Annotated in this window: 17 protein-coding genes; 12 read left to right on the top strand and 5 right to left on the bottom strand. The window is 73.7% G+C overall.

Annotated features, from left to right (window positions below):
- Window positions 1-83 precede the first annotated feature (83 nt).
- A complete protein-coding gene (gene tpiA / locus E2C05_RS16525) occupies window positions 84-824 on the bottom strand; it encodes a triose-phosphate isomerase (RefSeq protein WP_200305696.1) in 741 nt (246 codons plus the stop codon).
- Between the two features lie 175 nt (window positions 825-999).
- On the opposite strand from tpiA, the gene E2C05_RS16520 reads away from it, so the two are divergent.
- Complete coding sequence (locus E2C05_RS16520) at window positions 1,000-2,895, top strand: peptidylprolyl isomerase (RefSeq protein ID WP_133220747.1); 1,896 nt, start codon at window positions 1,000-1,002, stop codon at window positions 2,893-2,895.
- A gap of 220 nt (window positions 2,896-3,115) precedes the next feature.
- Here the strand turns inward: E2C05_RS16520 and E2C05_RS16515 are convergent, their stop codons facing one another.
- On the bottom strand, window positions 3,116-4,333 hold the full coding sequence (locus E2C05_RS16515; RefSeq protein ID WP_133220746.1) for an ABC transporter substrate-binding protein: 1,218 nt from the start codon (window positions 4,331-4,333) through the stop codon (window positions 3,116-3,118).
- Between the two features lie 200 nt (window positions 4,334-4,533).
- Between E2C05_RS16515 and trpE the strand changes: the two genes are divergently transcribed.
- From trpE to lexA, 8 genes are all read left to right on the top strand, one after another.
- Window positions 4,534-6,036, top strand: coding sequence for an anthranilate synthase component I (trpE, locus tag E2C05_RS16510; protein WP_133220745.1), 1,503 nt, complete (start codon window positions 4,534-4,536; stop codon window positions 6,034-6,036).
- Between the two features lie 278 nt (window positions 6,037-6,314).
- A complete protein-coding gene (locus E2C05_RS16505; RefSeq protein ID WP_133220744.1) occupies window positions 6,315-7,178 on the top strand; it encodes an amidohydrolase family protein in 864 nt (287 codons plus the stop codon).
- 495 nt (window positions 7,179-7,673) lie between these two features.
- Entirely contained in the window at window positions 7,674-8,267 is a 594-nt protein-coding gene (locus E2C05_RS16500) for an anthranilate synthase component II (protein WP_133220743.1), read from the top strand.
- The gene (gene trpD, locus E2C05_RS16495) at window positions 8,264-9,274 is read left to right on the top strand and encodes an anthranilate phosphoribosyltransferase (protein ID WP_133220742.1); all 1,011 of its coding nucleotides are present in this window, start codon (window positions 8,264-8,266) and stop codon (window positions 9,272-9,274) included. Before E2C05_RS16500 ends, trpD begins: the two co-directional genes overlap by 4 nt.
- A gap of 49 nt (window positions 9,275-9,323) precedes the next feature.
- Entirely contained in the window at window positions 9,324-10,154 is an 831-nt protein-coding gene (trpC, locus tag E2C05_RS16490; RefSeq protein WP_133220741.1) for an indole-3-glycerol phosphate synthase TrpC, read from the top strand.
- A 184-nt stretch (window positions 10,155-10,338) separates the two neighbouring features.
- Window positions 10,339-10,812 carry a cyclic pyranopterin monophosphate synthase MoaC gene (gene moaC, locus E2C05_RS16485; protein WP_133220740.1) on the top strand — a complete coding sequence of 158 codons (474 nt, stop codon included), beginning with the start codon at window positions 10,339-10,341 and terminating at the stop codon, window positions 10,810-10,812.
- 64 nt (window positions 10,813-10,876) lie between these two features.
- On the top strand, window positions 10,877-12,082 hold the full coding sequence (locus E2C05_RS16480; RefSeq protein WP_133220739.1) for a molybdopterin molybdotransferase MoeA: 1,206 nt from the start codon (window positions 10,877-10,879) through the stop codon (window positions 12,080-12,082).
- A gap of 231 nt (window positions 12,083-12,313) precedes the next feature.
- On the top strand, window positions 12,314-13,045 hold the full coding sequence (gene lexA / locus E2C05_RS16475; RefSeq protein ID WP_133220738.1) for a transcriptional repressor LexA: 732 nt from the start codon (window positions 12,314-12,316) through the stop codon (window positions 13,043-13,045).
- Window positions 13,046-13,095: 50 nt separating this feature from the next.
- On the opposite strand, the gene E2C05_RS16470 is transcribed toward lexA, so the two are convergent.
- Window positions 13,096-15,243 carry a ComEC/Rec2 family competence protein gene (locus E2C05_RS16470; RefSeq protein ID WP_240046765.1) on the bottom strand — a complete coding sequence of 716 codons (2,148 nt, stop codon included), beginning with the start codon at window positions 15,241-15,243 and terminating at the stop codon, window positions 13,096-13,098.
- A gap of 247 nt (window positions 15,244-15,490) precedes the next feature.
- Between E2C05_RS16470 and gltX the strand changes: the two genes are divergently transcribed.
- A complete protein-coding gene (gltX, locus tag E2C05_RS16465) occupies window positions 15,491-16,888 on the top strand; it encodes a glutamate--tRNA ligase (RefSeq protein WP_133220737.1) in 1,398 nt (465 codons plus the stop codon).
- 204 nt (window positions 16,889-17,092) lie between these two features.
- On the opposite strand, the gene E2C05_RS16460 is transcribed toward gltX, so the two are convergent.
- Both E2C05_RS16460 and msrP read right to left on the bottom strand, forming a co-directional pair.
- The gene (locus tag E2C05_RS16460) at window positions 17,093-17,908 is read right to left on the bottom strand and encodes a class I SAM-dependent methyltransferase (protein WP_133220736.1); all 816 of its coding nucleotides are present in this window, start codon (window positions 17,906-17,908) and stop codon (window positions 17,093-17,095) included.
- Window positions 17,850-18,806: a protein-methionine-sulfoxide reductase catalytic subunit MsrP gene (gene msrP / locus E2C05_RS16455; protein ID WP_133220735.1), complete on the bottom strand. Its 957-nt coding sequence runs from the start codon at window positions 18,804-18,806 to the stop codon at window positions 17,850-17,852. The genes E2C05_RS16460 and msrP overlap by 59 nt, the downstream gene beginning before the upstream one ends.
- A gap of 205 nt (window positions 18,807-19,011) precedes the next feature.
- On the opposite strand from msrP, the gene E2C05_RS16450 reads away from it, so the two are divergent.
- Window positions 19,012-19,791 carry a response regulator transcription factor gene (locus E2C05_RS16450; protein ID WP_133220734.1) on the top strand — a complete coding sequence of 260 codons (780 nt, stop codon included), beginning with the start codon at window positions 19,012-19,014 and terminating at the stop codon, window positions 19,789-19,791.
- A gap of 154 nt (window positions 19,792-19,945) precedes the next feature.
- A partial coding sequence (locus E2C05_RS16445; RefSeq protein WP_133220733.1) for a lytic transglycosylase domain-containing protein occupies window positions 19,946-20,541 on the top strand: 596 nt, incomplete at its 3' end.

Below are 20,541 nucleotides of genomic sequence, written 5' to 3'. Positions count from 1 at the left end.
CCGGGCGGGCATGGCGCACCGCCGCGTGTCCTCGCCGCGGGCCGGGGCGGCCGGGCCGGCGGCGTCCGAGGCGCCGCGGGACGTCAGCCGGCGGCGGCGGCGATCGCCAGGAAATCCGCCGCGACCAGGCTGGCGCCGCCGACCAGCGCCCCGTCCACATGCGGCAAGGCCAGGATGGCGGCGGCATTCGCCGGCTTCACCGACCCGCCATAGAGGATCCGCAGCCCCTCCCCGGCGCCGCCGAAGCGCCGGACCAGGTCGGCCCGGATGGCGGCATGGATGGCGGCGATGTCCGGCTCGGTCGGGGTGCGGCCGGTGCCGATGGCCCAGACCGGCTCATAGGCCACCACGCCGCCTGCCCGGGCGAAGCCCTCCGGCAGGCTGCCCGCCAGCTGGGCGGTGACCACCGCCTCGGCGTCCCCGGCCAGGCGCTGCGCCTCGCTCTCGCCGACGCAGATGATGGGGGTCAGCCCGGCGGCCAGCGCCGCCTCTGCCTTGGCGCGGATGGCCGCATCGGTCTCGGCATGGTCGGCCCGGCGCTCGGAATGGCCGAGGATGACGTAGCGCGCGCCGATATCCGCCAGCATCGGCGCGGCGACATCGCCGGTATGGGCGCCCTTGGCCGCCGCGTGGCAGTCCTGCGCCCCGACCGCGACGCGCTGGCCCAGCATCGCCGCCGCCACCATGTGGATGTAGGGGAAAGGCGGGCAGACCAGCAGTTCCACGCCGGTGCCGGCCGCCCCGGCCCGCACCGCCTCGGCCAGCGCCGCGGCATCCCGCAGGGTCCCGTGCATCTTCCAATTGCCGGCGATCAGCGGGCGCACTCCGGGGGTCATGCCGTCTTCCTCCTCCCAGCATGGGCCGCCGCGGCGCCGGCCCCGCCGCCCCCTATCCGCCGCCCCGCGCTTTGGCAACTCACGCCCCGCGGGGCCGGCGGCGCGCTTGGACAGGCGGCCGGCGGCGGTCTAAGGGGGCGGCCGAACCCGCGCACGGACCGCCATGCTAACCGCCCTCCGCCGGCTTGCCGGCACCTGGGTCGCCAAGGCCCTCTTCGTCCTGCTGATCCTCTCCTTCGCGGTCTGGGGCATCGGCGACATGGCGAAGAACCTCTTCGCGCCGGACACCTCCCTCGCCCGGGTGCAGGGCGACCCGGTGACGCTCGAGGAAGGCCAGCGCGCTCTGCAGCGGGAGATCCAGCGCCTGGCCCGCCAGCTCGGCCCGCAATTCGAGAGCGATCCGCGCATCCGCCGGGTCCTGGCCGAGCAGGCCGTGGACCAGCTCGTACTCGACCGCGTCCTGCGGGTGGAGGCGCAGCGGCTGGGCATTGCCGTGCCGGATGCCGCGCTGCGCGACTTCATCTTCGGGATCGAGGGGTTCCGCGGCCTGGATGGCCGCTTTTCGGCCCCGGTCTTCCAGAATTTCCTCCGCAACAACGGCTTGACCGAGGACGGCTTCCTCGCCCTGGTCCGTGCCGACCTCGCGCGGCAGCAGGTGAGCATGGCGGTGCGGGCCGGCGCCACCGGGCCGGATGCGCTGGCCAAGCCGCTGCTGCGCTGGATCGCCGAGCAGCGCAGCCTGACCCTGGTCACCCTGCCCATCGTCACGGCGCCCGAGCCGCCGGCGCCGGAGGAGGCGCAGCTCCGCCGCTTCCACGAGAACAATCCGGAGCGCTTCTCCTCCCCCGAATACCGCAGCGCGACCGTCGCGGTGCTGACCGCCGACCTGCTGTCGCGCGAGGTCGCGGTGAGCGAGGCCGAGATCCAGGCCGCCTATGACGCGCGCCGCGGCCAGTACGAGACGCCGGAGCGCCGCAACCTGGCCCAGGCGCTGGTCCCGGATGAGGCGAAGGCCAAGGAGATCGCCGAGGCCTGGCGCGGCGGCGCCGACCTGGAGGCGGTGTCGGCGCAGGCCCAGGCCGCCGGCGGCCAGGCGCTGGAGCTCGGGCTGGTGGACCGCGCCGGCCTGCCGGTGCCGGAGCTTGCGGCGGCCGCCTTCGCGGTGGCCGAGGGCGGCGTGACCGACCCGGTCCGCACCGCCTTCGGCTGGCATGTGCTGAAGGTGGAGAAGGTCGAGCCGGGGACCACCCGCTCCCTCGCCGAGCTGCACGACCAGATCAGGCGCGACCTCGCCATGGAGAAGGCCGCCGACATCGCCTTCGAGCGGGCCAACAAGGTCGAGGATGCGCTGGCCGGCGGCGCCACCCTGGCCGAGGTGGCGCAGCGCTACGGCCTTGGCCTCGCGCGCTTCCGCGCCGATGCCGAGGGGCTGGACGCGGATGGGAAGCCGGTGGAACTGCCGGTCATCGAGGCCTCGCGCGCCCCCCTCCTCAAGGCCGTCTTCGCCACCGACCGCGGCGCCGCGCCGCGCCTGCAGGAGACCGAGGCCGGTTTCGTCGCGGTGGAGGTGCAGGAGGTGACGCCGCCCGCGCTCCGCCCCTTCGAGAGCGTGGAGCCTGCGGTGCGCGCGGCCTGGGAGCAGGATGCGCGGCGCCGGGCGCAGGAGGAGCGGGCGGCCGCCCTGCTGGCCGCCGCCAAGGCCGGCAAGCCGCTGGCGGAGGCGGCACAGGAGGCCGGGCTCGGCAGCCGGGAGGTCGGCGCCGTGGGGCGCACCCCGCAGCAGGCCGGCGTCGTGCCGCCGGAGCTGCTGGCGCCGGTCTTCGAGCTGGCGGCCAAGGACGTCACCATGGTGCCGACGCGGGACGGCTTCGCCGTGGCGCAGGTGCTGGAGATCACCCCGGGCGATCCGGAGGCGGACAAGCCGGCGCTCGACCGCCTGAAGCGGGAGGTCGAGCAGGCCGTGGCGCAGGACCTGGAGGTGCAGTTCGTCGGCGCGCTGCGGGCCCGGTCCGATGTCCGGCTGAACCCGCGCATGCTGGACGTGCTGGCGCAGCCCTGAGGCGGGGCGGGGGCCGGCCCCGCAGCGCCGGTATCGGCCGAACGCGCCCGGAGCCACCGCGGCACCTTGCCGCCGGCGGGATCGGCTCGAAGGCCCCGATTGCCGCGGAAGACCGCCCGGCGCCCATTCCCCGGTATCGCGCGCCGGCCCCGGCGATCCTGCGGGCCGGCGGCAAGCTGGCCCGAGGCGGCCGGCAGGCGCGCCATGCACGCGCCGGTGGTCAGCTCACGCTGCCCTCCATCAGCGTGCCGAAGCGGTCATAGGTCCGGCCGTTGAAGCGCTGCAGCTGCATCTGCCGGATCGGCCGGTAATTGGTCGGCGAGGAGTTCAGCCGGATTCCCGGCAGCAGCGTGGCAATCTCGACATCCTTCAGGTTCGCCGCCTGGCGCATGATGTTCTCGCGCGAGGCATCCTGGCCGCATTGCCGCAGCACCTGCTCCATCGCCCGCGCCGCGGTGTAGCCATAGACCGAGTTGGCATCCGTCAGGTCGGCATCCGGCATGTATTTCGCCATGAAGCCGCGCCATTCCAGCATGCCGGCATCCTGCGCCCAGGCCGGGTCGGTCGGGTCCTTCATGTAGGCCGCGGTGGTCAGGCCCACCGCCTTCTCCGGCCCCGCCGGCTGGATCACCACGCCCACCGAATTCGCGCCGTAATGCACGCAGGTGGTCGGCTTCCAGTTGATCTCGTGCATCTTGCGGATGGCCATGGAGGCGTATTTCGCCGTCACCGCCAGCACCAAGCCGGTCGCGCCGCTGGCCTGCAGGGTGATCAGCTGCTGGTCGATCGTCGGGTCGGCGCTCTCGTAGCTCAGCACCCGGGTCGAATCCTCGAATTTCGCGCCCAGCACGTCGCGCACGCCATGCACGTAGTCCCGCCCGAAATCGTCGTTCTGGTGCAGGATGGCGATCTTGCCGGCGGGATGCGTCGCCAGGATGTGCTTGGCGTAGAGCTGCGCCTCGATCCGGTAGCTTGGCGGGAAGCCGATGGTCCAGGGGAAGTCCTGGTAGTTGCTCCACTTGTCGGCGCCGGTGGAGGGGAAGAGGTTCGGCACCTTGCGCTGGTTCAGGTAGCGCAGCACCGCGCTGTTGGTCGGCGTGCCGAGGTTGCTGAACAGGCAGGCCACCTGGTCCTGCTCCACCAGCCGCCGCACCTGCTCGACCGTCTTGGGCGGGCTGTAGGCATCGTCATAGGTGAGGAATCGGATCCTCCTTCCGGCGACCCCGCCCTCGTCGTTCACCCGGCGGAACCACGCCTCCATGGTCCGGCCCTGGATGCCGAGGGCCGAGACGGGGCCGCTGTAGGACATGGTGTTGCCGATGCGGATCTCGGTCGCCGTGACGCCCGGCGAGGTCTGCGCCGGGGCGAGCCGCGGCGCGGCCAGGGGGGACGCCACGATGGCGGCCGCGCCCGCGAGGAGCGTGCGTCTGGTGGTCATGGACTTATCCTTCCCTGCGGCGGTTTCGCCCGCCTGCGCAACCAGCCTAGGCGAGGGGCCGCGCGCCTCGCCAGGGAAAGTCGCTGCGGCTACAACCCGGGACGGGGGATGTGCCCCCGTCGGCGGCGGTGCCGCCGATCCCCGCCGGGGCCTCGGGCGAGGCCCCGGATCCCGGTCCTCGTCCGCAGGAATCCCGATCGATGTCCGCACCCGATTTCGCCAGCTTCAGCGCAGGTCTTGCCGCCGGGCAGGGCCAGGTGCTGTGGCGGGAGAGGGTGGCGGATCTCGACACGCCGGTCGGCACCTTCCTCAAGCTCGCGCATGGCAGGCCGAACAGCTTCCTGCTGGAGAGCATCGAGGGCGGCGCGGCGCGCGGCCGCTACTCCGCCATCGGCATGGAACCGGACCTGATCTGGCGCTGCCGCGACGGCCGCGCCGAGGTCAACCGGCATGCGCTGGCCGCGCCGCATGCCTTCGAACCTGCGCCGGACAGCGCGCTGGACAGCCTGCGCGCCACCCTCGCCGCCATGCGGATGCCCCTGCCCGCCGGCCTGCCGTCCATCGCCTGCGGCCTGTTCGGCTACCTGGGCTACGACATGGTCCGGCAGATGGAGCGGCTGCCGGCGAAGAACGCCGACGCGCTCGGGATCCCCGATGCCGTGCTGCTGCGCCCGACCCTGGTCGCGGTCTTCGACCATGTGCGCGACGCGCTGAGCCTGTTCACCACGGTCTGGCCGCAACCGGGGCTGGATGCCAGGGCGGAATGGGAGGCGGCGCAGGCCCGGCTGGACGAGGCCGAGGCGGCGCTCGACCGGCCCCTGCCCCGCCCGGCCGCGCCGGTGAGCCTGCCGACCCTCCCCGAGCCATCCTCCAACTTCACGCGGGAGACCTTCATCGCCGCGGTCGAGCGGGCGAAGGAATACATCCGCGCCGGCGACTGCTTCCAGGTCGTCCCCTCCCAGCGCTTCTCGGTGCCCTTCGCGCTGCCGCCCTTCGCGCTGTACCGGGCGCTGCGGCGGATCAACCCGGCGCCCTTCCTGTTCCACTTCGATTTCGGCGGCTTCTCCGCCGTCGGCGCCAGCCCGGAGATCCTGGTGCGGCTGCGCGACGGGGAGGTGACGATCCGCCCGCTGGCCGGCACCCGCCGCCGCGGCGCGACGCCGGAGGAGGACAAGGCGCTGGAGGTCGAACTGCTCGCCGACCCGAAGGAGCGGGCGGAGCACCTGATGCTGCTCGACCTCGGCCGCAACGATGTCGGGCGGGTGGCGGAGGTGGGCACGGTCCGCGTCCCGAGCCAGTTCCAGATCGAGCGCTACAGCCAGGTGATGCATATCGGGTCCGAGGTGAAGGGCCGGCTGCGGCGGGGCCTCTCCGCGCTGGACGCGCTGGCCGGCGGCTTTCCCGCCGGCACGCTGACCGGCGCGCCCAAGGTGCGGGCGATGGAGATCATCGAGGAGCTGGAGCCGAGCCGGCGCGGCATCTATGCCGGCGGCTTCGGCTATTTCGGCGCCGATGGCGGCATGGACACCTGCATCGGCCTGCGCACCGCCCTGGTGAAGGATGGCGTGATGCATGTGCAGGCCGGCGCCGGCGTGGTGGCGGACAGCGACCCGGTCGCGGAGTACGAGGAGACGCGGCAGAAGGCCCGCGCCCTGTTCCGCGCCGCCGAGGAAGCGGTGCGCTTCGCGGCAGGGCGCAGATAGAGCGGATCGCGGGAGGGCGTGAGGGCGTGAGGGCTTGAGGACGTGAGGGCGTGAGGGCGTGAGGGCGTGAGGGCGTGAGGGCGTGAGGGCGTGAACGCCCGGACGCGTGCATCCGCTCTGCAATCAACAAGCTAGTGCGGCTCGCGCGTTCAGAAGAACGCGCGAGCCGCACTAGCCCGGGCATGACCCGCCGGATCGCGCCCCCGCGATCCGGCCTCGGCGGGCCATGACAGCGGCCGCCGCCCGCGCGACACTCGCGGGCGGAGGAACCCCTGCCCATGACCCGCCCCTGCCCCGGCCCGCGCGACGTCACGTCGAAGCCCGGCTGGCGGGCGCCGCCCGGCGCCACCGACTGCCACATGCACATCTTCGGGCCCTACGGGACCTACCCGCTCTCGCCCGGCCGCGGCTACACCCCGCCCGAGGCCAGCATCGCCATGTACCGGGACATGCTCGCCACCATCGGCCTGGAGCGGACGGTGGTGGTGCAGCCCAGCATCTACGGCACCGACAATGCGGTGACGCTGGATGCGGTCGCGGCGCTGGGGCCGGACCGCGCCCGCGCCGTGGTGGTGGTGGATGACGGCTTCGACCTCGATGCGCTGCGCGCGATGGATGTCCGTGGCGCCTGCGGCGTGCGCTTCAACGCCGTCTCCGGCAACGGCACGCCGCTCGAGCAGCTGGAGGCGCTCGCCGCGCGGCTGGCGGTGCTCGGCTGGCACCTGCAGCTCTACGCGCACCCCGCGGAGCTGCTGGCGCTGGAGCCGGTGCTGGCCCGGCTGCCCGTGCCGGTGGTCATCGACCACATGGCCGGCGTCCAGGCGGCGGAGGGCGGCGTCGCGCATCCCGCCTTCCAGGCCGTGCTGCGGCTGCTGCGGGGCGGCGCCTGGGCCAAGCTCTGCGGCTATCGTTCCTCCGCCGGGGCGCCCTATGCCGATGTGACGGCGATGGCCCGCGCCATGCTGGAGGCCGCGCCGGATCGCTGCGTCTGGGGGACGGACTGGCCGCATCCCTCCCGCGCCCGGCCGGAGGACGTGCCGGATGACGGGGTGCTGCTGGACGCCCTCGGCGCCTGGGCGCCGGACCCGGCGCAGCGGCAGGCCGTGCTGGTGGACAACCCGGCGCGGCTCTACGGCTTCTGACCGGGGCTTCCGACCGGCCCCGGGGCAGCCGCCATGCGCGGCCCGACCCACCCTCCTGGCCGGTGCCACGGCTGCGGCCCGGGGTCCTGCTGGGCGCGGCGTCGCGCTGCCGCATCGATGCTATTGCCGCGCCCGCCGCGCCGCACTAGTCTCGACCGCATGTCCAGGGACATCACTCCTGTCGCGCGATTTTGGTACCGCTGGTACGCACCGGCGGCCTGAGGACCTCGCGCAGAGCAGAGAGACCCCAAAAGCCGCCACCGACTGGCGGCTTTCGCGTCCCTGGACCTGTCCCAAGCGAATGCAGCCAGCCCGGTGGCCCACCACCCCGAGGAAGGCCAGCATGCCCCGCAACGACTTCGACTTCGACGTGATCGGCGGACCCGCGGTCCCGCCCCTCGCCGCCATCCTGCCGCCCCGCCCGGCCGAGCCTCGGCCGGCGCCGGCCGCGCCCTCGCTTGACCCGGCGACGCACCGGCCCGAGACTCCCAGGTCATGATCCTGCTGATCGACAACTACGACAGCTTCACCTTCAACCTTTTCCACTTCCTGGGCGACCTGGGGGCGGAGGTGGAGGTGCGCAGGAACGACGCCATCACCAGCCAGGAGGCGCTGGCGATGCGGCCGGACGCGATCCTGCTCTCGCCGGGACCCTGCACGCCGAACGAGGCCGGGATCTGCCTGCCGCTGATCGGCGCCGCCGCCGCGGCGCGCGTGCCGTTGCTCGGCGTCTGCCTCGGCCACCAGGCGATCGGCCAGGCCTTCGGCGGCGCCGTCATCCGCGCGCCGGAGCCCGTGCATGGCAAGGTGTGGGACATCCATCACCGCGGCACGGATGTCTTCGCCGGCCTGCCCGACCCCTTCCAGGCCACCCGCTACCATTCGCTGGTGGTGCGGCGGGACGACCTGCCGCCCGAGCTGGAGGCCACCGCCTGGACCGCCGACGGCCTGATCATGGGCCTCGCGCATCGCGACCTGCCGATCTGGGGCGTGCAATTCCATCCGGAGAGCATCGCCAGCCGGCACGGCCATGACCTGCTGCGCAATTTCCTGAGCCTCGCCCGGGCGAAGGTCGCGGAGCCGGCATGAACTCGCTGAAGCCGGTCCTCGCCCGCCTCGCCGCCGGCGAGCGCCTGGCGGAGAGCGAGGCCGAGGCCGCCTTCGGCATCATCATGGCCGGCGAGGCGACGCCGGCGCAGATCGCCGGCCTGCTGATGGCCATGCGCGTCCGCGGCGAGACGGTGCCGGAGATCACCGGCGCGGTCCGCGCCATGCGCGCCCGCATGGCGGCGATCGAGGCGCCGCGCGACGCCATCGACATCGTCGGCACCGGCGGCGACGGCTCCGGCAGCCTGAACATCTCGACCGCCACCTCCCTGGTGGTCGCGGCCTGCGGCGTGCCGGTGGCCAAGCACGGCAACCGCGCCCTGTCCTCGAAGTCGGGCGCCGCCGATGCCCTCGCCGCCCTCGGGGTCAATCTCGACGTGCCGATGGACCGGTTGGAGGCGGTGCTGCACGCCGCCGGCATGGTCTTCCTCTGGGCGCCGCGGCACCACGCCTCCATGCGCCACGCCGCCGGGCCGCGCGTCGAGCTCGCGACCCGGACCATCTTCAATATCCTCGGCCCGCTGGCGAACCCGGCCCGGGTGAGGCGGCAGCTCACCGGCGCCTTCTCCCCCGCCTGGCTGCGGCCCATGGCGGAAACCCTGGCCCGGCTCGGCTGCGAGGCCGCCTGGGTGGTGCATGGCCAGGGGCTCGACGAGATCGCCCTCTGCGGCGAGACCCAGGTGGCGGCGCTGGAGGCCGGCGCGATCCGCGAATTCACCATCGCACCCGAGGATGCGGGGCTGGACCGGGCGCCGCCCGAGGCGATCCGCGGCGGCGAGCCGGCGGAGAACGCCGAGGCGCTCCGCGCGCTATTGGCGGGAACGCCGGGCGCCTACCGCGACATCGTGCTGCTCAACGCCGCCGCTGCCCTGGTGGTGGCCGGCCGGGCCGCCGATCTGCGCGCGGGCGCGGGCTTGGCGGCCCGGGCCATCGACAGCGGGGCCGCTGCCGGCGTACTCGCCCGGCTGAAGGAGGCCACCGCCGCATGACCGCCCCCCGCTCCTGCCTCTCCCGTCCCCCCCTGCCTCGCACTGCCCCATGAACGCGCCCCAGCTCCTCACTCCCGCGCAGGACATTCCGGACACCCTGGCCCGCATCCTGGCCGACAAGTACGAGGAGGTGCGCGAGCGCAGCGCCGCCACCCCGCTGGCGGAGATGGAGCGGGCGGCGCGCCATGCGCCGAAGCCGCGCGACTTCGTCCGCGCCCTGTGCAACGCCGTCGGCGAGGGACGCGTCGGGCTGATCGCCGAGATCAAGCGCGCCTCTCCCTCCGGCGGGCTGATCCGCGACCCCTTCGAGCCTGCCGCGCTCGCCGAGGCCTATTGCGCCGGGGAGGCCACCTGCCTGTCGGTCCTGACCGATGCGCCGTATTTCCAGGGCACGCCGGAGCACCTGAAGGCCGCCCGCGCCGCCTGCGACCTGCCGATCCTGCGCAAGGATTTCATGGTGCATCCCTGGCAGGTCCACGAAGCGCGGGCGATGGGCGCCGACTGCATCCTGCTGATCCTGGCCGCTCTGACGGACGCCCAGGCCGGGGAGCTCGAGGACGTCGCCCGCAGCCTCGACATGGCGGTGCTGGCGGAGGTGCATGACCGCGCCGAGCTCGACCGCGCCCTGGGGCTGGAGACGCGGCTCATTGGGGTGAACAACCGGAATCTCAGGACGTTGCGGACCGATCTTGCGACGGCGGAGGAGCTTGTGCCGCTGATCCCGGCGGATCGCATCCCGGTCGCCGAAAGCGGCCTCCGCACGCCCGAGGATGTCCGCCGCATGGCCGCGGCCGGGTCGCGCTGCATCCTGGTGGGAGAGCACCTGCTGCGCCAGCCGGACGTCGCCGAGGCGTCCCGCCAGCTCGTCCACGCCCTCTGACCATGCGGCACGCCCCGGGCCCGACCGCTCCCCCACCCGGCGGCGCCGCTGGCCGCCCCTGGCCCCGGCGGCGGCCCGGCGGACGCCCCGGCCGGCTGCGGCCACGGCCGGTCCGCTCCATCTTCGACCGTCCGGATCCCTGGCCCGGCATTGCCATGATGCTGCAGGATCGGGGCGCAAGGCATTGAGCGACCTGACCCATTTCGACGACCAGGGCCGCGCCGCCATGGTCGATGTCGGGGCCAAGCCGGAAACCGAGCGCGTGGCGATCGCCCGCGGCCGCATCCTGATGGCGTCGGCCACCCTCGCCCGCATCCAGGAAGGACAGATCGGCAAGGGTGATGTGCTGGGCGTCGCGCGCCTGGCCGGGATCATGGCGGCAAAGCGGACCAGCGACCTGATCCCGCTCTGCCATCCCCTGATGTTGTCCAAGGTGACGGTGGACCTCTCGATCGCCCCGCCCGATGCGGTGAACATCGAAGCTTTGGTGAAGCTTACGGGGCGAACCGGAGTCGAGATGGAAGCCCTGACCGCCGTCACGGTGGCGGCCCTGACCATCTACGACATGTGCAAGGCCATTGATCGCGGCATGCGGATCGAGGATGTGCGCCTGGTGCACAAATCCGGCGGCAAATCCGGAACCTACGAGGCGGAATAGCCATGCGCCGCGAAGCCCATCGCATGGGATTTGCTGCAGGATCAATGGCTTCAAGGATGACGCGATGATCTCGGTCGAGGATGCCCGCAGCCGGATCCTGGCGGCGCTGGCCGCCGCCCCGGCCGAGACCGTGCCCCTGGCCCAGGGCTGGAGCCGCGTGCTGGCCCGCCCCGTCATCTCCCGCGTCACCCAGCCGCCGGCCGACGTCTCGGCCATGGACGGCTATGCGGTCCGCACGCCGGATGCCGTTGCCGGCGCCAGCCTCGCCGTCATCGGCAGCGCCCCGGCCGGGCACCCTTTCGCCGGCGAGGTCGGACCGGGCGAGGCGGTCCGCATCTTCACCGGCGCCATCCTGCCCCCCGGCGCCGACGCCATCCTGCTGCAGGAGGATGCCGAGGCCGCGGAGGGCCGGGTCCGGGTGCAGGAGACGGTGCAGCAGGGCCGCTGGATCCGTCGGCGGGGCCTGGACTTCGCCACCGGGGCGGAATTGCTGCCGGCCGGACGGCGGCTGACCGCGCGGGATATCGGGCTGGCCGCCGCGGCGAACCATGCCTGGCTGGCGGTGCATCGGACCCCGCGCATCGGCATCCTGGCCACGGGAGACGAGATCGCCCTGCCCGGCGACCCGATCCCGCCCGGCGGGATCGTCAGTTCCAACGCGCATGCCCTGGCGGCCCTGGTGCGCGCCGCCGGCGGCGACCCGCTGGTCCTGCCCATCGCGCCGGACGACCGGCAGGCGATCGCCGAGGCGGCCGTGGCCGCCCGCGCCTGCGATCTGCTGGTGACCACCGGCGGCGCCAGCGTCGGCGACCACGACCTGGTGCAGGCGGCACTCGGCCCGCAGGGCTTTGCGCTCGATTTCTGGCAGATCGCCATGCGCCCCGGGAAGCCGCTGATCTGGGGCCGGCTGGGGGCGACGCCGGTGCTCGGGCTGCCCGGCAACCCGGTTTCCGCGCTGGTCTGCGCCGTGCAGTTCCTGGTCCCGGCCATCGCCCGCCTGTCCGGCCAGCCCGGCGGCCCGCCGCGGGCGATTCGCGCCCTGGCCGGGGCGCCGCTGGCGGAGAATGACCGCCGATTCGACCATCTGCGGGCCAGCCTCGTCCCGGGCGAGGACGGGCAGATGCTGGCGACGCCCTTCCCGCTGCAGGACAGTTCGATGCTGCAGGTGCTGGCGCGCGCCGAGGCGTTGATCCTGCGGGCGCCGCATGCTCCCGCCTTGCCGCGGGGCGCGCCGGTGGAGGTCATCCCGCTCGGCGACCTGGGGATATAATTCCCGGATCTGTGGATAGACCCGTCGCCCCTGTGGAAAACGCGGTTGACCCGACGCGAGGAACCTTCGTAGAACGGGGGTGCCGGTTGCCCCTTTGTTCCCGAAACGCGGGAGGGTGCCGCTGGGCCGGATCGCCGCGGGGCAATAGGGCCTGCGGGCGGGAATCCGGCCCATAACCAACGACCCGGGGCCCCGCCAGGCGGGGACGGGCCGGGCGATGGAGGCGATAGGGTGCTCACGCGCAAGCAGCACGAGCTGCTGATCTTCATCGACAAGCATCTGCGCCAGACCGGCTTCTCCCCTTCCTTCGAGGAGATGAAGGAGGCGCTGAACCTCAAGTCCAAGTCGGGCATCCACCGGCTCATCACCGCGCTGGAGGAACGCGGCTTCCTCAAGCGGCGGGCCCATCGGGCCAGGGCGCTGGAAGTGCTGCGGCTGCCGGAGAACCTGGCACCCCGGCGCGTCGCCGAGGCCACGGCGGCGGCCGCCCCTGCGCGGGAGGCTGGCTTCGCCCCCAACGTCATCCGCGGCAATTTCGCCGCCAACCTGCCCGGGGTGCAGAAGGCGGCGCAGGATGCGGCGGCGGTCCACCTGCCGCTCTATGGCCGCATCGCCGCCGGCCTGCCGATCGAGGCGCTGCGCGACAGCGGCAACAGCGTCGAGGTCCCGGCCGCCCTGCTCGGCGGCGGCGAGCACTATGCGCTGGAGGTCGCCGGCGATTCGATGGTGGAGGCCGGCATCCTGGACGGCGACACGGTCATCATCCGCCGCGGCGACACGGCGGAGAACGGCTCCATCGTCGTCGCCCTTGTGGATGAGAACGAGGTGACGCTGAAGCGGCTGCGGCGGCGGGGCAACTCCATCGCGTTGGAAGCCGCAAACCCGCGCTACGAGACGCGCATCTTCGGCCCGGACCGTGTCCGGGTGCAGGGCAGGCTGATCGGGCTGCTGCGGAAGTACTGAACGGCGACGGGGGGCGCTGCCCCCCTGCCCGCGCCCCCTGCCCGGGCTGGCTATTCGGTCGGCGCGGGCGGATCGGCCGAGGGCGTGCCGCGCGGCAGTGGGACCGGCGGCACCCAGGGACGGGCGCCGCGGGCCTCGCGGTCGCTCAGCACCCGCACACCCCCCGGCTCCAGCCAGATCGCGTGGACGCCGTTCCGCCAGACCGCGAACCGGTCCACCACCCGCGCGGCGCAGCGCCCCCGCACGGGCTCGGCGGAGACGACCACCGCCGCCGCCGCGCAGGCCTCTGCCGGCGGGTCGCCGCGCAGCAGGATCGCCCGCGGCCCATTCGGCCCGGACTGGATCGTGCAGGCACCCGGGCGGCAGTCCACCGCGCCCTCCGCCAGGGTCCCGCTGCGCGGCAGCGCCACCGGCTCCGCCACGCCATGCAGGCGCAGCCAGGTGTCCCGCACCAGGGCCGAGGCGCCGGAGGCGCGCTGCAGCGCCAGATCCTCCCCCGCCCGCACCGCGATCAGCCGGGCATCCGCCGAGACCAGGATGTCGGGCGGGCGCTGCCAGGCGCCGCTGGCCAGCCCCAGCGCCAGCAGCGGTATCGCCAGCAGGCGCCAGGTCGTCGCCCAGAGGCAGAGCCAGAGCAGCCCGAGGGCGCAGAGGCCGAGGCCCCAGGCGGGGATCGGCGGCGCGCTGACGGCCGCGCCCGGCCAGGCCGCCACCCAGCGCGCGACGGCGAGGATCGCCTCCACCCCCCATCCCATGGGGGCCAGCGCCAGGCTTTCCAGGCCGAAGGGCATCAGCGCCACCGCGGCCATGCCGGCCGGCATGACCACCGCCGAGGTGAGCGGCACCGCCAGCGCATTCGCCGCCACGCCATAGAGCTGCAGGCGGCCGAAATGATGCAGCCCGAAGGGCGTGGTCGCCGCGCCGGCCAGGACGGAGGTCGCCACCACCCCGAAGGCGGCCAGCGCCAGCCGGCGCCGCCAGCGCCCCTCCCCGCTGCCGACCTGCGGCAGGCGCGGGCGCAGCCATTCCCAGCCGGCGATCAGCGCCAGCACCGCCGCGAAGCTCATCTGGAAGCTGGCCCCCAGCAGCGCCGCCGGCTGCAGCAGCAGCACCGCTGCCGCCGCCAGGGCCCAGGCCCGCAGGCTGATCGCCCGCCGTCCGGTCAGCAGCGCCAGGGTCGCCAGGGCCGCCATGGCGAAGCTGCGCTGCATCGGCACCGCCCCGCCGGTCAGCAACATGTAGAGGCCGCCCAAGGCCAGCGCCCCCAGCGCCGCGATCGCCTTGCCCGGCAGCCGCAGCGCCAGCCCCGGCAGCAGCGCGATAAGCAGCCGGATCACGGTGAAGCTCAGGCCCATCACGATGGCGATGTGCAGCCCGGAGACCGAGAGGAGATGCGCCAGGCCGCTGTCCCGCATCGCCGCCAGGTCGGCCGGCGGGATGGCGCTCTGCCCGCCGGTCAGCAGCGCGGCGGCGACGGCGCCGGCGGCGCCGGGCAGCGCCTCGGCCACCCGCGCCTCGATCGTCGCGCGCAGGCCGGCCAGCAGCGGGGCGCCGGCCTCGCCCGGCAGCACCTCCGCCCGGCCGAGCGCGAAGCCGTTGCCGCCCAGGCCGGAGAACCAGGCGGCCCGCTGGAAGTCCCAGGCGCCGGGATGCGCCGGCGCGGCCGGCGGGCGCACCATGGCCCGGATGCGCACCTGGTCGCCCGGCTGCGGCCGGGCCGGGTCATCGGCCTTCAGCCGGATGCGGATATGCCGGGCCTGGGCGTCCCCGCCATCGAAGCGGGGCGCCTCGAGCGTCAGGCGCTGGCCTTCCGGCAGCAGCTCGACCGCGGCGACGCGGGCGGTGACGATGGTCGCGCCGCGCGGCAGCTCCGGCATCGGCGGCTGGCGTTCCGCCTGCCATCGCGCGCTGGCGAAGCCCAGCGCCATGGCCGCCGCCAGGCCCAGCGCCCAGCCCAGCAGCGGCCGGCGCATCGCCGTCCAGGTCGCCAGCGCCAGCAGGGGGGGCGCCAGCCACAGCACCTCCCGCGGCGGCTCCGCCTCCAACTGGAAATACAGCAGCACGCCGAGGCCCAGGGCGACCGCCAGCCAGGGGGCCAGCCGCGCACGCTCCGCCGCCAGCGCGGCCGGCAGGTCGGCGATGACGCGACGGGCCAGGCCGTCTTGGGCCGCGCCCGGCTGCAGGAGCGTGATCGACACGGATGGTATCTGGTATGCGCGACTCGGAGAATTCAACCCTGGCGCGATACGCGGTCTGTCAAGCGTCGTGTCGTGCCGCCGGCGGCCCTGTCCGACCCCGCCCCATCGGTGCTACCCCGCGGCAGCCGCCAGGGCGGGTCGCGGCGGGGTCGGCACCCCGCGGCGGGACGCCGCCCTGCCACCGGCAGCCTGGACCCGGCGCCCGACGCGGCCGCCGGCCCAGGCGGCCCAGCCCGGAACCGCCGCCATGTCCGTCCGCACCCGCTTCGCGCCCTCGCCCACCGGCTACCTGCATATCGGCGGGGCGCGCACCGCGCTGTTCAACTACCTCTTCGCCCGCCGGCATGGCGGCCAGTACCTGCTGCGGATCGAGGACACGGACAAGCAGCGCAGCACGCCCGAGGCGGTGCGGCAGATCCTCGACAGCCTGGACTGGCTGGGCCTGAGCCCCGACGAGCCGCCGGTCTACCAGAGCGCCCGGGAGCCCCGGCATGCCGAGGTGGCGCGGGAACTGCTGGCGAAGGGCGCCGCGTACCTCGCCTATGACACGCCGGAGGAATTGGCGGCGCTGCGGGCCGAAGCGGAGGCGCAGAAGCGGCCCTTCAAATACGATGGCGCGAAGTGGCAGGCGCTGGACCCGAAGGACGCCCCCTCCGTCCCGCCGGCCATCCGCATCAAGGCGCCGCGCGGCGGGGAGACGGTGGTCGAGGACCTGGTGCAGGGCACGGTGCGCGTCGCCAACGCCGAGCTCGACGACATGATCATCCTGCGCAGCGACGGCACGCCGACCTACCTGCATGCCGTGGTGGTGGACGACCACGACATGGCCATCACCCATGTCATCCGCGGCGACGACCACCTGACCAACACCTTCCGCCAATGCATGGTCTACGACGCCATGGGCTGGCACCGGCCGCGCTTCGCGCATGTGCCGCTGATCCACGGCGCCGACGGCGCCAAGCTGTCGAAGCGCCACGGCGCGGTCGGCGCGCTGGAATTCCGCGACCAGGGCTTCCTGCCGGAGGCGGTCTGCAACTACCTGCTGCGCCTCGGCTGGGGCCATGGCGACACCGAGGTCATCTCGCGCGAGGACGTGGTCCGCATCTTCGACATAGGCGATGTCGGCCGCGCCGCGGCGCGCATGGACTATGCCAAGCTGCTGCATTTCAACGGCGTCTGGCTGCGCCAGGCCGATGATGACCGGCTGGCGAAGGAGGTTCTGGCGCGCTTGGCAAAGCAGGGCGTCGCCTTCGGCACGCTGGGCGGCGACCGCGTGCGGCTGCTGATGCCCGACCTGAAGGAGCGGGCGAAGACGCTGGAGGACCTGGCGGGCAGTGCCGCCTTCGCCGCGGTGGAGGGCCCGCCGCCGATGGACGCCAAGGCGCAGGCGCTGCTGACGCCGGAGGCCAAGGCGCGCCTCGCCGACCTCGCGCAGTTCCTCGGCGACGCGCCGTGGGAGCGGAAGGACCTGGAGGCCTGGCTGCGCGACTATGCCGATGTGAAGGGCGTCAAGCTCGGCCAGGTGGCGCAGCCGCTGCGCGTCGCCCTGTCCGGCAGCACGCAGAGCCCGCCGATCGACGCGGTGCTGTTCGCGCTCGGCCGCACGGAGGCGATGGACCGGATCCTGGCGGCGGCGGAGGGCTGAAGCGGTTTCCGTTCGCCATGGCGCGCGGCAACCGCCCTCGTCTTTTGAATCGACGAGCAGCTTCACCGGATCAGGTGGTTCCACCTGATCGGTGTCTGCTCCGGGGCGAGCCGCTCCGGGCCCGCGGACGGCCCGGCGCCGCGCCAGCGCCGATGCCGGGCGCGGCTTGCGTGGCGCGTCCCACGCCCCGCCGCGCCGGCGCCTTCAGCCCGGGCGATGCGCCGCCAGCAGCAGGAAGATCGGCCTCTCACGTTCCTTGGCCAGTTCCGGCCGGGCAGCGATCGCCGCCTCGGTCGGAACCCAGTCCTCCACATGGTCGAGGACGAAGCCGGCCCGCAGCAGCGTGTTGAGAAGCGTTCCGAGGGTCCGGTGCTGCTTCACCACGCGGGCGCCGAGCCAGTCCACCGCGCGCTGCCCTTCCTGCCCGTAGCCGTCCAAGGGCCAGTGCCAGCCGCCGAAGTCCGCCTGCCGCCAGCCCGGCCGCCGGGGCGCGGTGAAGACGGGATGCTCGAGCGAGGCGACGAGCCGGCCGCCCGGCCGCAGCACGCGATGCACCGCGGCGAGCAGCCCCGCCAGATCCTTGACATAGTGGAAGGCGAGCGAGCTCCAGGCGAGGTCGAAGCGCGCCGGCGCCAGCGGCAGGCCGGCAAGGTCGGCGCGCAGCCAGGCGATGCCGGGATCGTCGGTCATCGCCCGGGCGCGGCCGAGCATGCGCGCCGACAGGTCGAGGCCGATCACCTGCCCCGCCCCCGCCCCGCGCGCCCAGCGGCAGAACCAGCCGAAGCCGCAGCCGAGGTCGAGCACGCGCAAGCCCGGCATCGGCGGCAGCAGGGTGCGCAGCGCCGGCCATTCCGGCGCGCCCTCCAGCCCCGCGACCGAGCGCGGCAGGGCGCTGTAGCCGGCGAAGAAGCCGGGATCGTCGTAAATGCTCGCCGCCTTGGCCTCCCCCTCGCGGCGGGGCTCAGGCCCAGAGCCGCTCCTTCTGCAGCCCGGTGTAGAGCCCGGCCACCCATTCGCCATAGCCGTTGAAGAGCTGGGTCGGGATCCGCTCCCCGGTGCCCAGCACGCGCTCGCTCGCCTGGCTCCAGCGGGGATGCGAGACCTCCGGGTTCACATTCGCCCAGAAGCCGTATTCCGAGGCCTGGATCGCCTCCCAGAAGCTCTTCGGCCGCTCCGCCGTGAGGCTGATCCGCACCAGCGACTTGCCGGCCTTGAAGCCGTATTTCCAGGGCTGGTGGAAGCGGACCGGGCCGCCATTCTGCGGCGGCAGCAGCTTGCCATAGGCGCCGACGACGACGAAGGAGAGCTCGTTCATCGCCTCCTCCACCGTGCAGCCCTCGACATAGGGCCAGGGGTACCAGGACTGCCGCAGGCCGGGCATGACGCTGGGCAGCACCGCCGTCTCGAAGCGCACATACTTCGCCTCCGGCTTCGGCGCGACCTGCGCCAGCAGGGCGGAGAGCGGGAAGCCGGTCCAGGGCACCACCATCGACCACGCCTCGACGCAGCGGAGGCGATAGACCCGTTCCTCCAGCGGCATCGTCTTCAGCAGGTCCTCGATGCCGAACTCGCGCGGCGTGCCGACCAGCCCGTCCAGCTTCACGGTCCAGGGCCGCTGCGGCAGGCGCTGGGCGGCGCGGTGGATGCCCTTGTCGGTGCCGAACTCATAGAAGTTGTTGTAGGTGGTCGCCTCCCGCTCCCCGGTGATGTCGCGGCCGGGCGGATACTTGGCGTTGCGCGCTGCGGGCAGGGCATCCGCCGCCGCGTGGCCCGCCCCCTGGGCCAGCGCCGGCAGGCCGATAGCCGCGCCGCCCAGCCCGGCGGCCGCCCGCAGCGCGGCCCGGCGCCCGAAGACCAGCGCCTCGGGGGTGACGTCGCGTTCGGGAATCTCCCAGCCGCGTGGAATTCGGATCAGCATCGCAGGCCTCCGTGGCGCCCGTTCCCAGAAGGGACCGGTGGCGGCTGGCGTCAAGCGCCGCCGCTTCGGAAGCCTGTTCGCCACACGCGCCGGATGCGTTACCCCGCGCGAGGACTACCAGTGTCTGAGCATTTTATGATTGTATCCCATCCACACCACACTATTATGTGACCTAACGATGTTGTTTGTAGCCATTGGAGTTCGCATGCGCATTGCCATCGCGTCCGATACCGCTTCCACCGCCGAGCTGGAGGCCGCGCTGGGAGACCACGGCGTGCTCTGCGACGCGGTCGAGGCGATCGCGGATCTCCCCTCGGTGGTTGCGCTCAGCGGACCCTATGATCTCGTCCTGCTCCGCATCGCGCAGCCGCTGCGCAGCGCGCTGCCGGCCATCCGCGACCTGCGGCGCCGCGGCATGACGCTGCCGGTGATCGTCACCTGCGGCGGCAACCCGGCCCCGGAGGAGGAGGAGGCGGTGCTGCATGCCGGCGCCGACGACGTGCTGTTCCACCCGCTGCGGGTTTCCGTGCTGCATGCCCGCATGCAGGCGCTGTCCCGCCGCGCCCGCGGCTATGCCTGCGCCGAGCTGGTCTGCGGCAACGTGACGCTGGACCAGGAGCAGCATGCGGTCATGGTCGATGGCCGCCGGGTCAACCTGACGGCCCGCGAGTTCGACTTCCTCGAGACGCTGATGCTCCACAAGGGCGTGCTGCTGACCAAGGAGCGCTTCATGACCCGGCTCTACGCGGACTCCGAGGCGCCGGACAGCAAGATCGTCGACGTCTTCGTCTGCAAGCTGCGCCGCAAGCTGACCGCCGCCGGCGCCGCCGAGATCATCCGCACGGTCTGGGGCCGCGGCTATGTGGTGTTCGAGCCGACCGAGGCGGCGATCGAGGCCGCCCGCAAGGTCCGCCAGCCGGATGCCGAGCCGGCGCCGCGCGGCTGGGTCCGCCGCTCCACCCGGCTGATGCACGCCACCGCCTGACCCGCCACGCCCCGGCCGGGCAGGTCCCGGCCGGGGGCGATGCCGGCGGCGCGCCACGGCGCCGCGCCGGCCTTCCCGCCCTTTCGCCGTCTGGCATGCCGGTTGCGCTGCGCCATCCCGTGCCCGCCCCCCGCGGGCGACGGGAACCCGGACCATGCGCGCCTTCGCCCTTGCCCTGCTCAGCCTCCTCCCCGCCCTGGCCGCCCGTGCCCAGGTCGCCGAGCCGGGCCTGCTCTGCCGCGCCGCCATCGCCCGGGCCGAGCAGGAGCGCGGCATCCCGCCCCGCCTGCTGGCCGCCATCGGCCGGGTGGAGAGCGGCCGGCGCGACCCGCAGACCGGCGCCATGCATCCCTGGCCCTGGGTCATCAATGCCGAGGGGCGCGGCAGCTTCTTCCCGGACAAGGCGGCAGCGATTGCCGCCGTGCGGGCGCTGCAGGCGCAGGGGGTCCGCTCCATCGATGTCGGCTGCCTGCAGATCAACCTGCGGCACCACCCGGATGCCTTCGCCAGCCTGGAGGAGGCCTTCGACCCGCTGGCCAATGCCCGCTACGGCGCCCGCTTCCTGAGCGAGCTGCAGGCGACACGCGGGGACTGGATGCTGGCCGCCGCCAACTACCATTCCCAGACGCCGGGCTTCGCCGAGCCCTATCGCGCCCGGGTCGCGGCAGCCTGGCTGGCCGAGCAGGACGGCCCGGCGACGCCCGCCGCCGCCTTCGCGGCACTCGCCACGCCGCCGCCGCCGGCCGTCCG

Origin of the sequence: Paracraurococcus ruber (genome assembly GCF_004353985.1) — a bacterium.
Lineage (GTDB): Bacteria > Pseudomonadota > Alphaproteobacteria > Acetobacterales > Acetobacteraceae > Paracraurococcus > Paracraurococcus ruber.
Note: the sequence above shows the minus strand (reverse complement) of the source record. Positions and strands in the feature narration are given on the sequence as shown.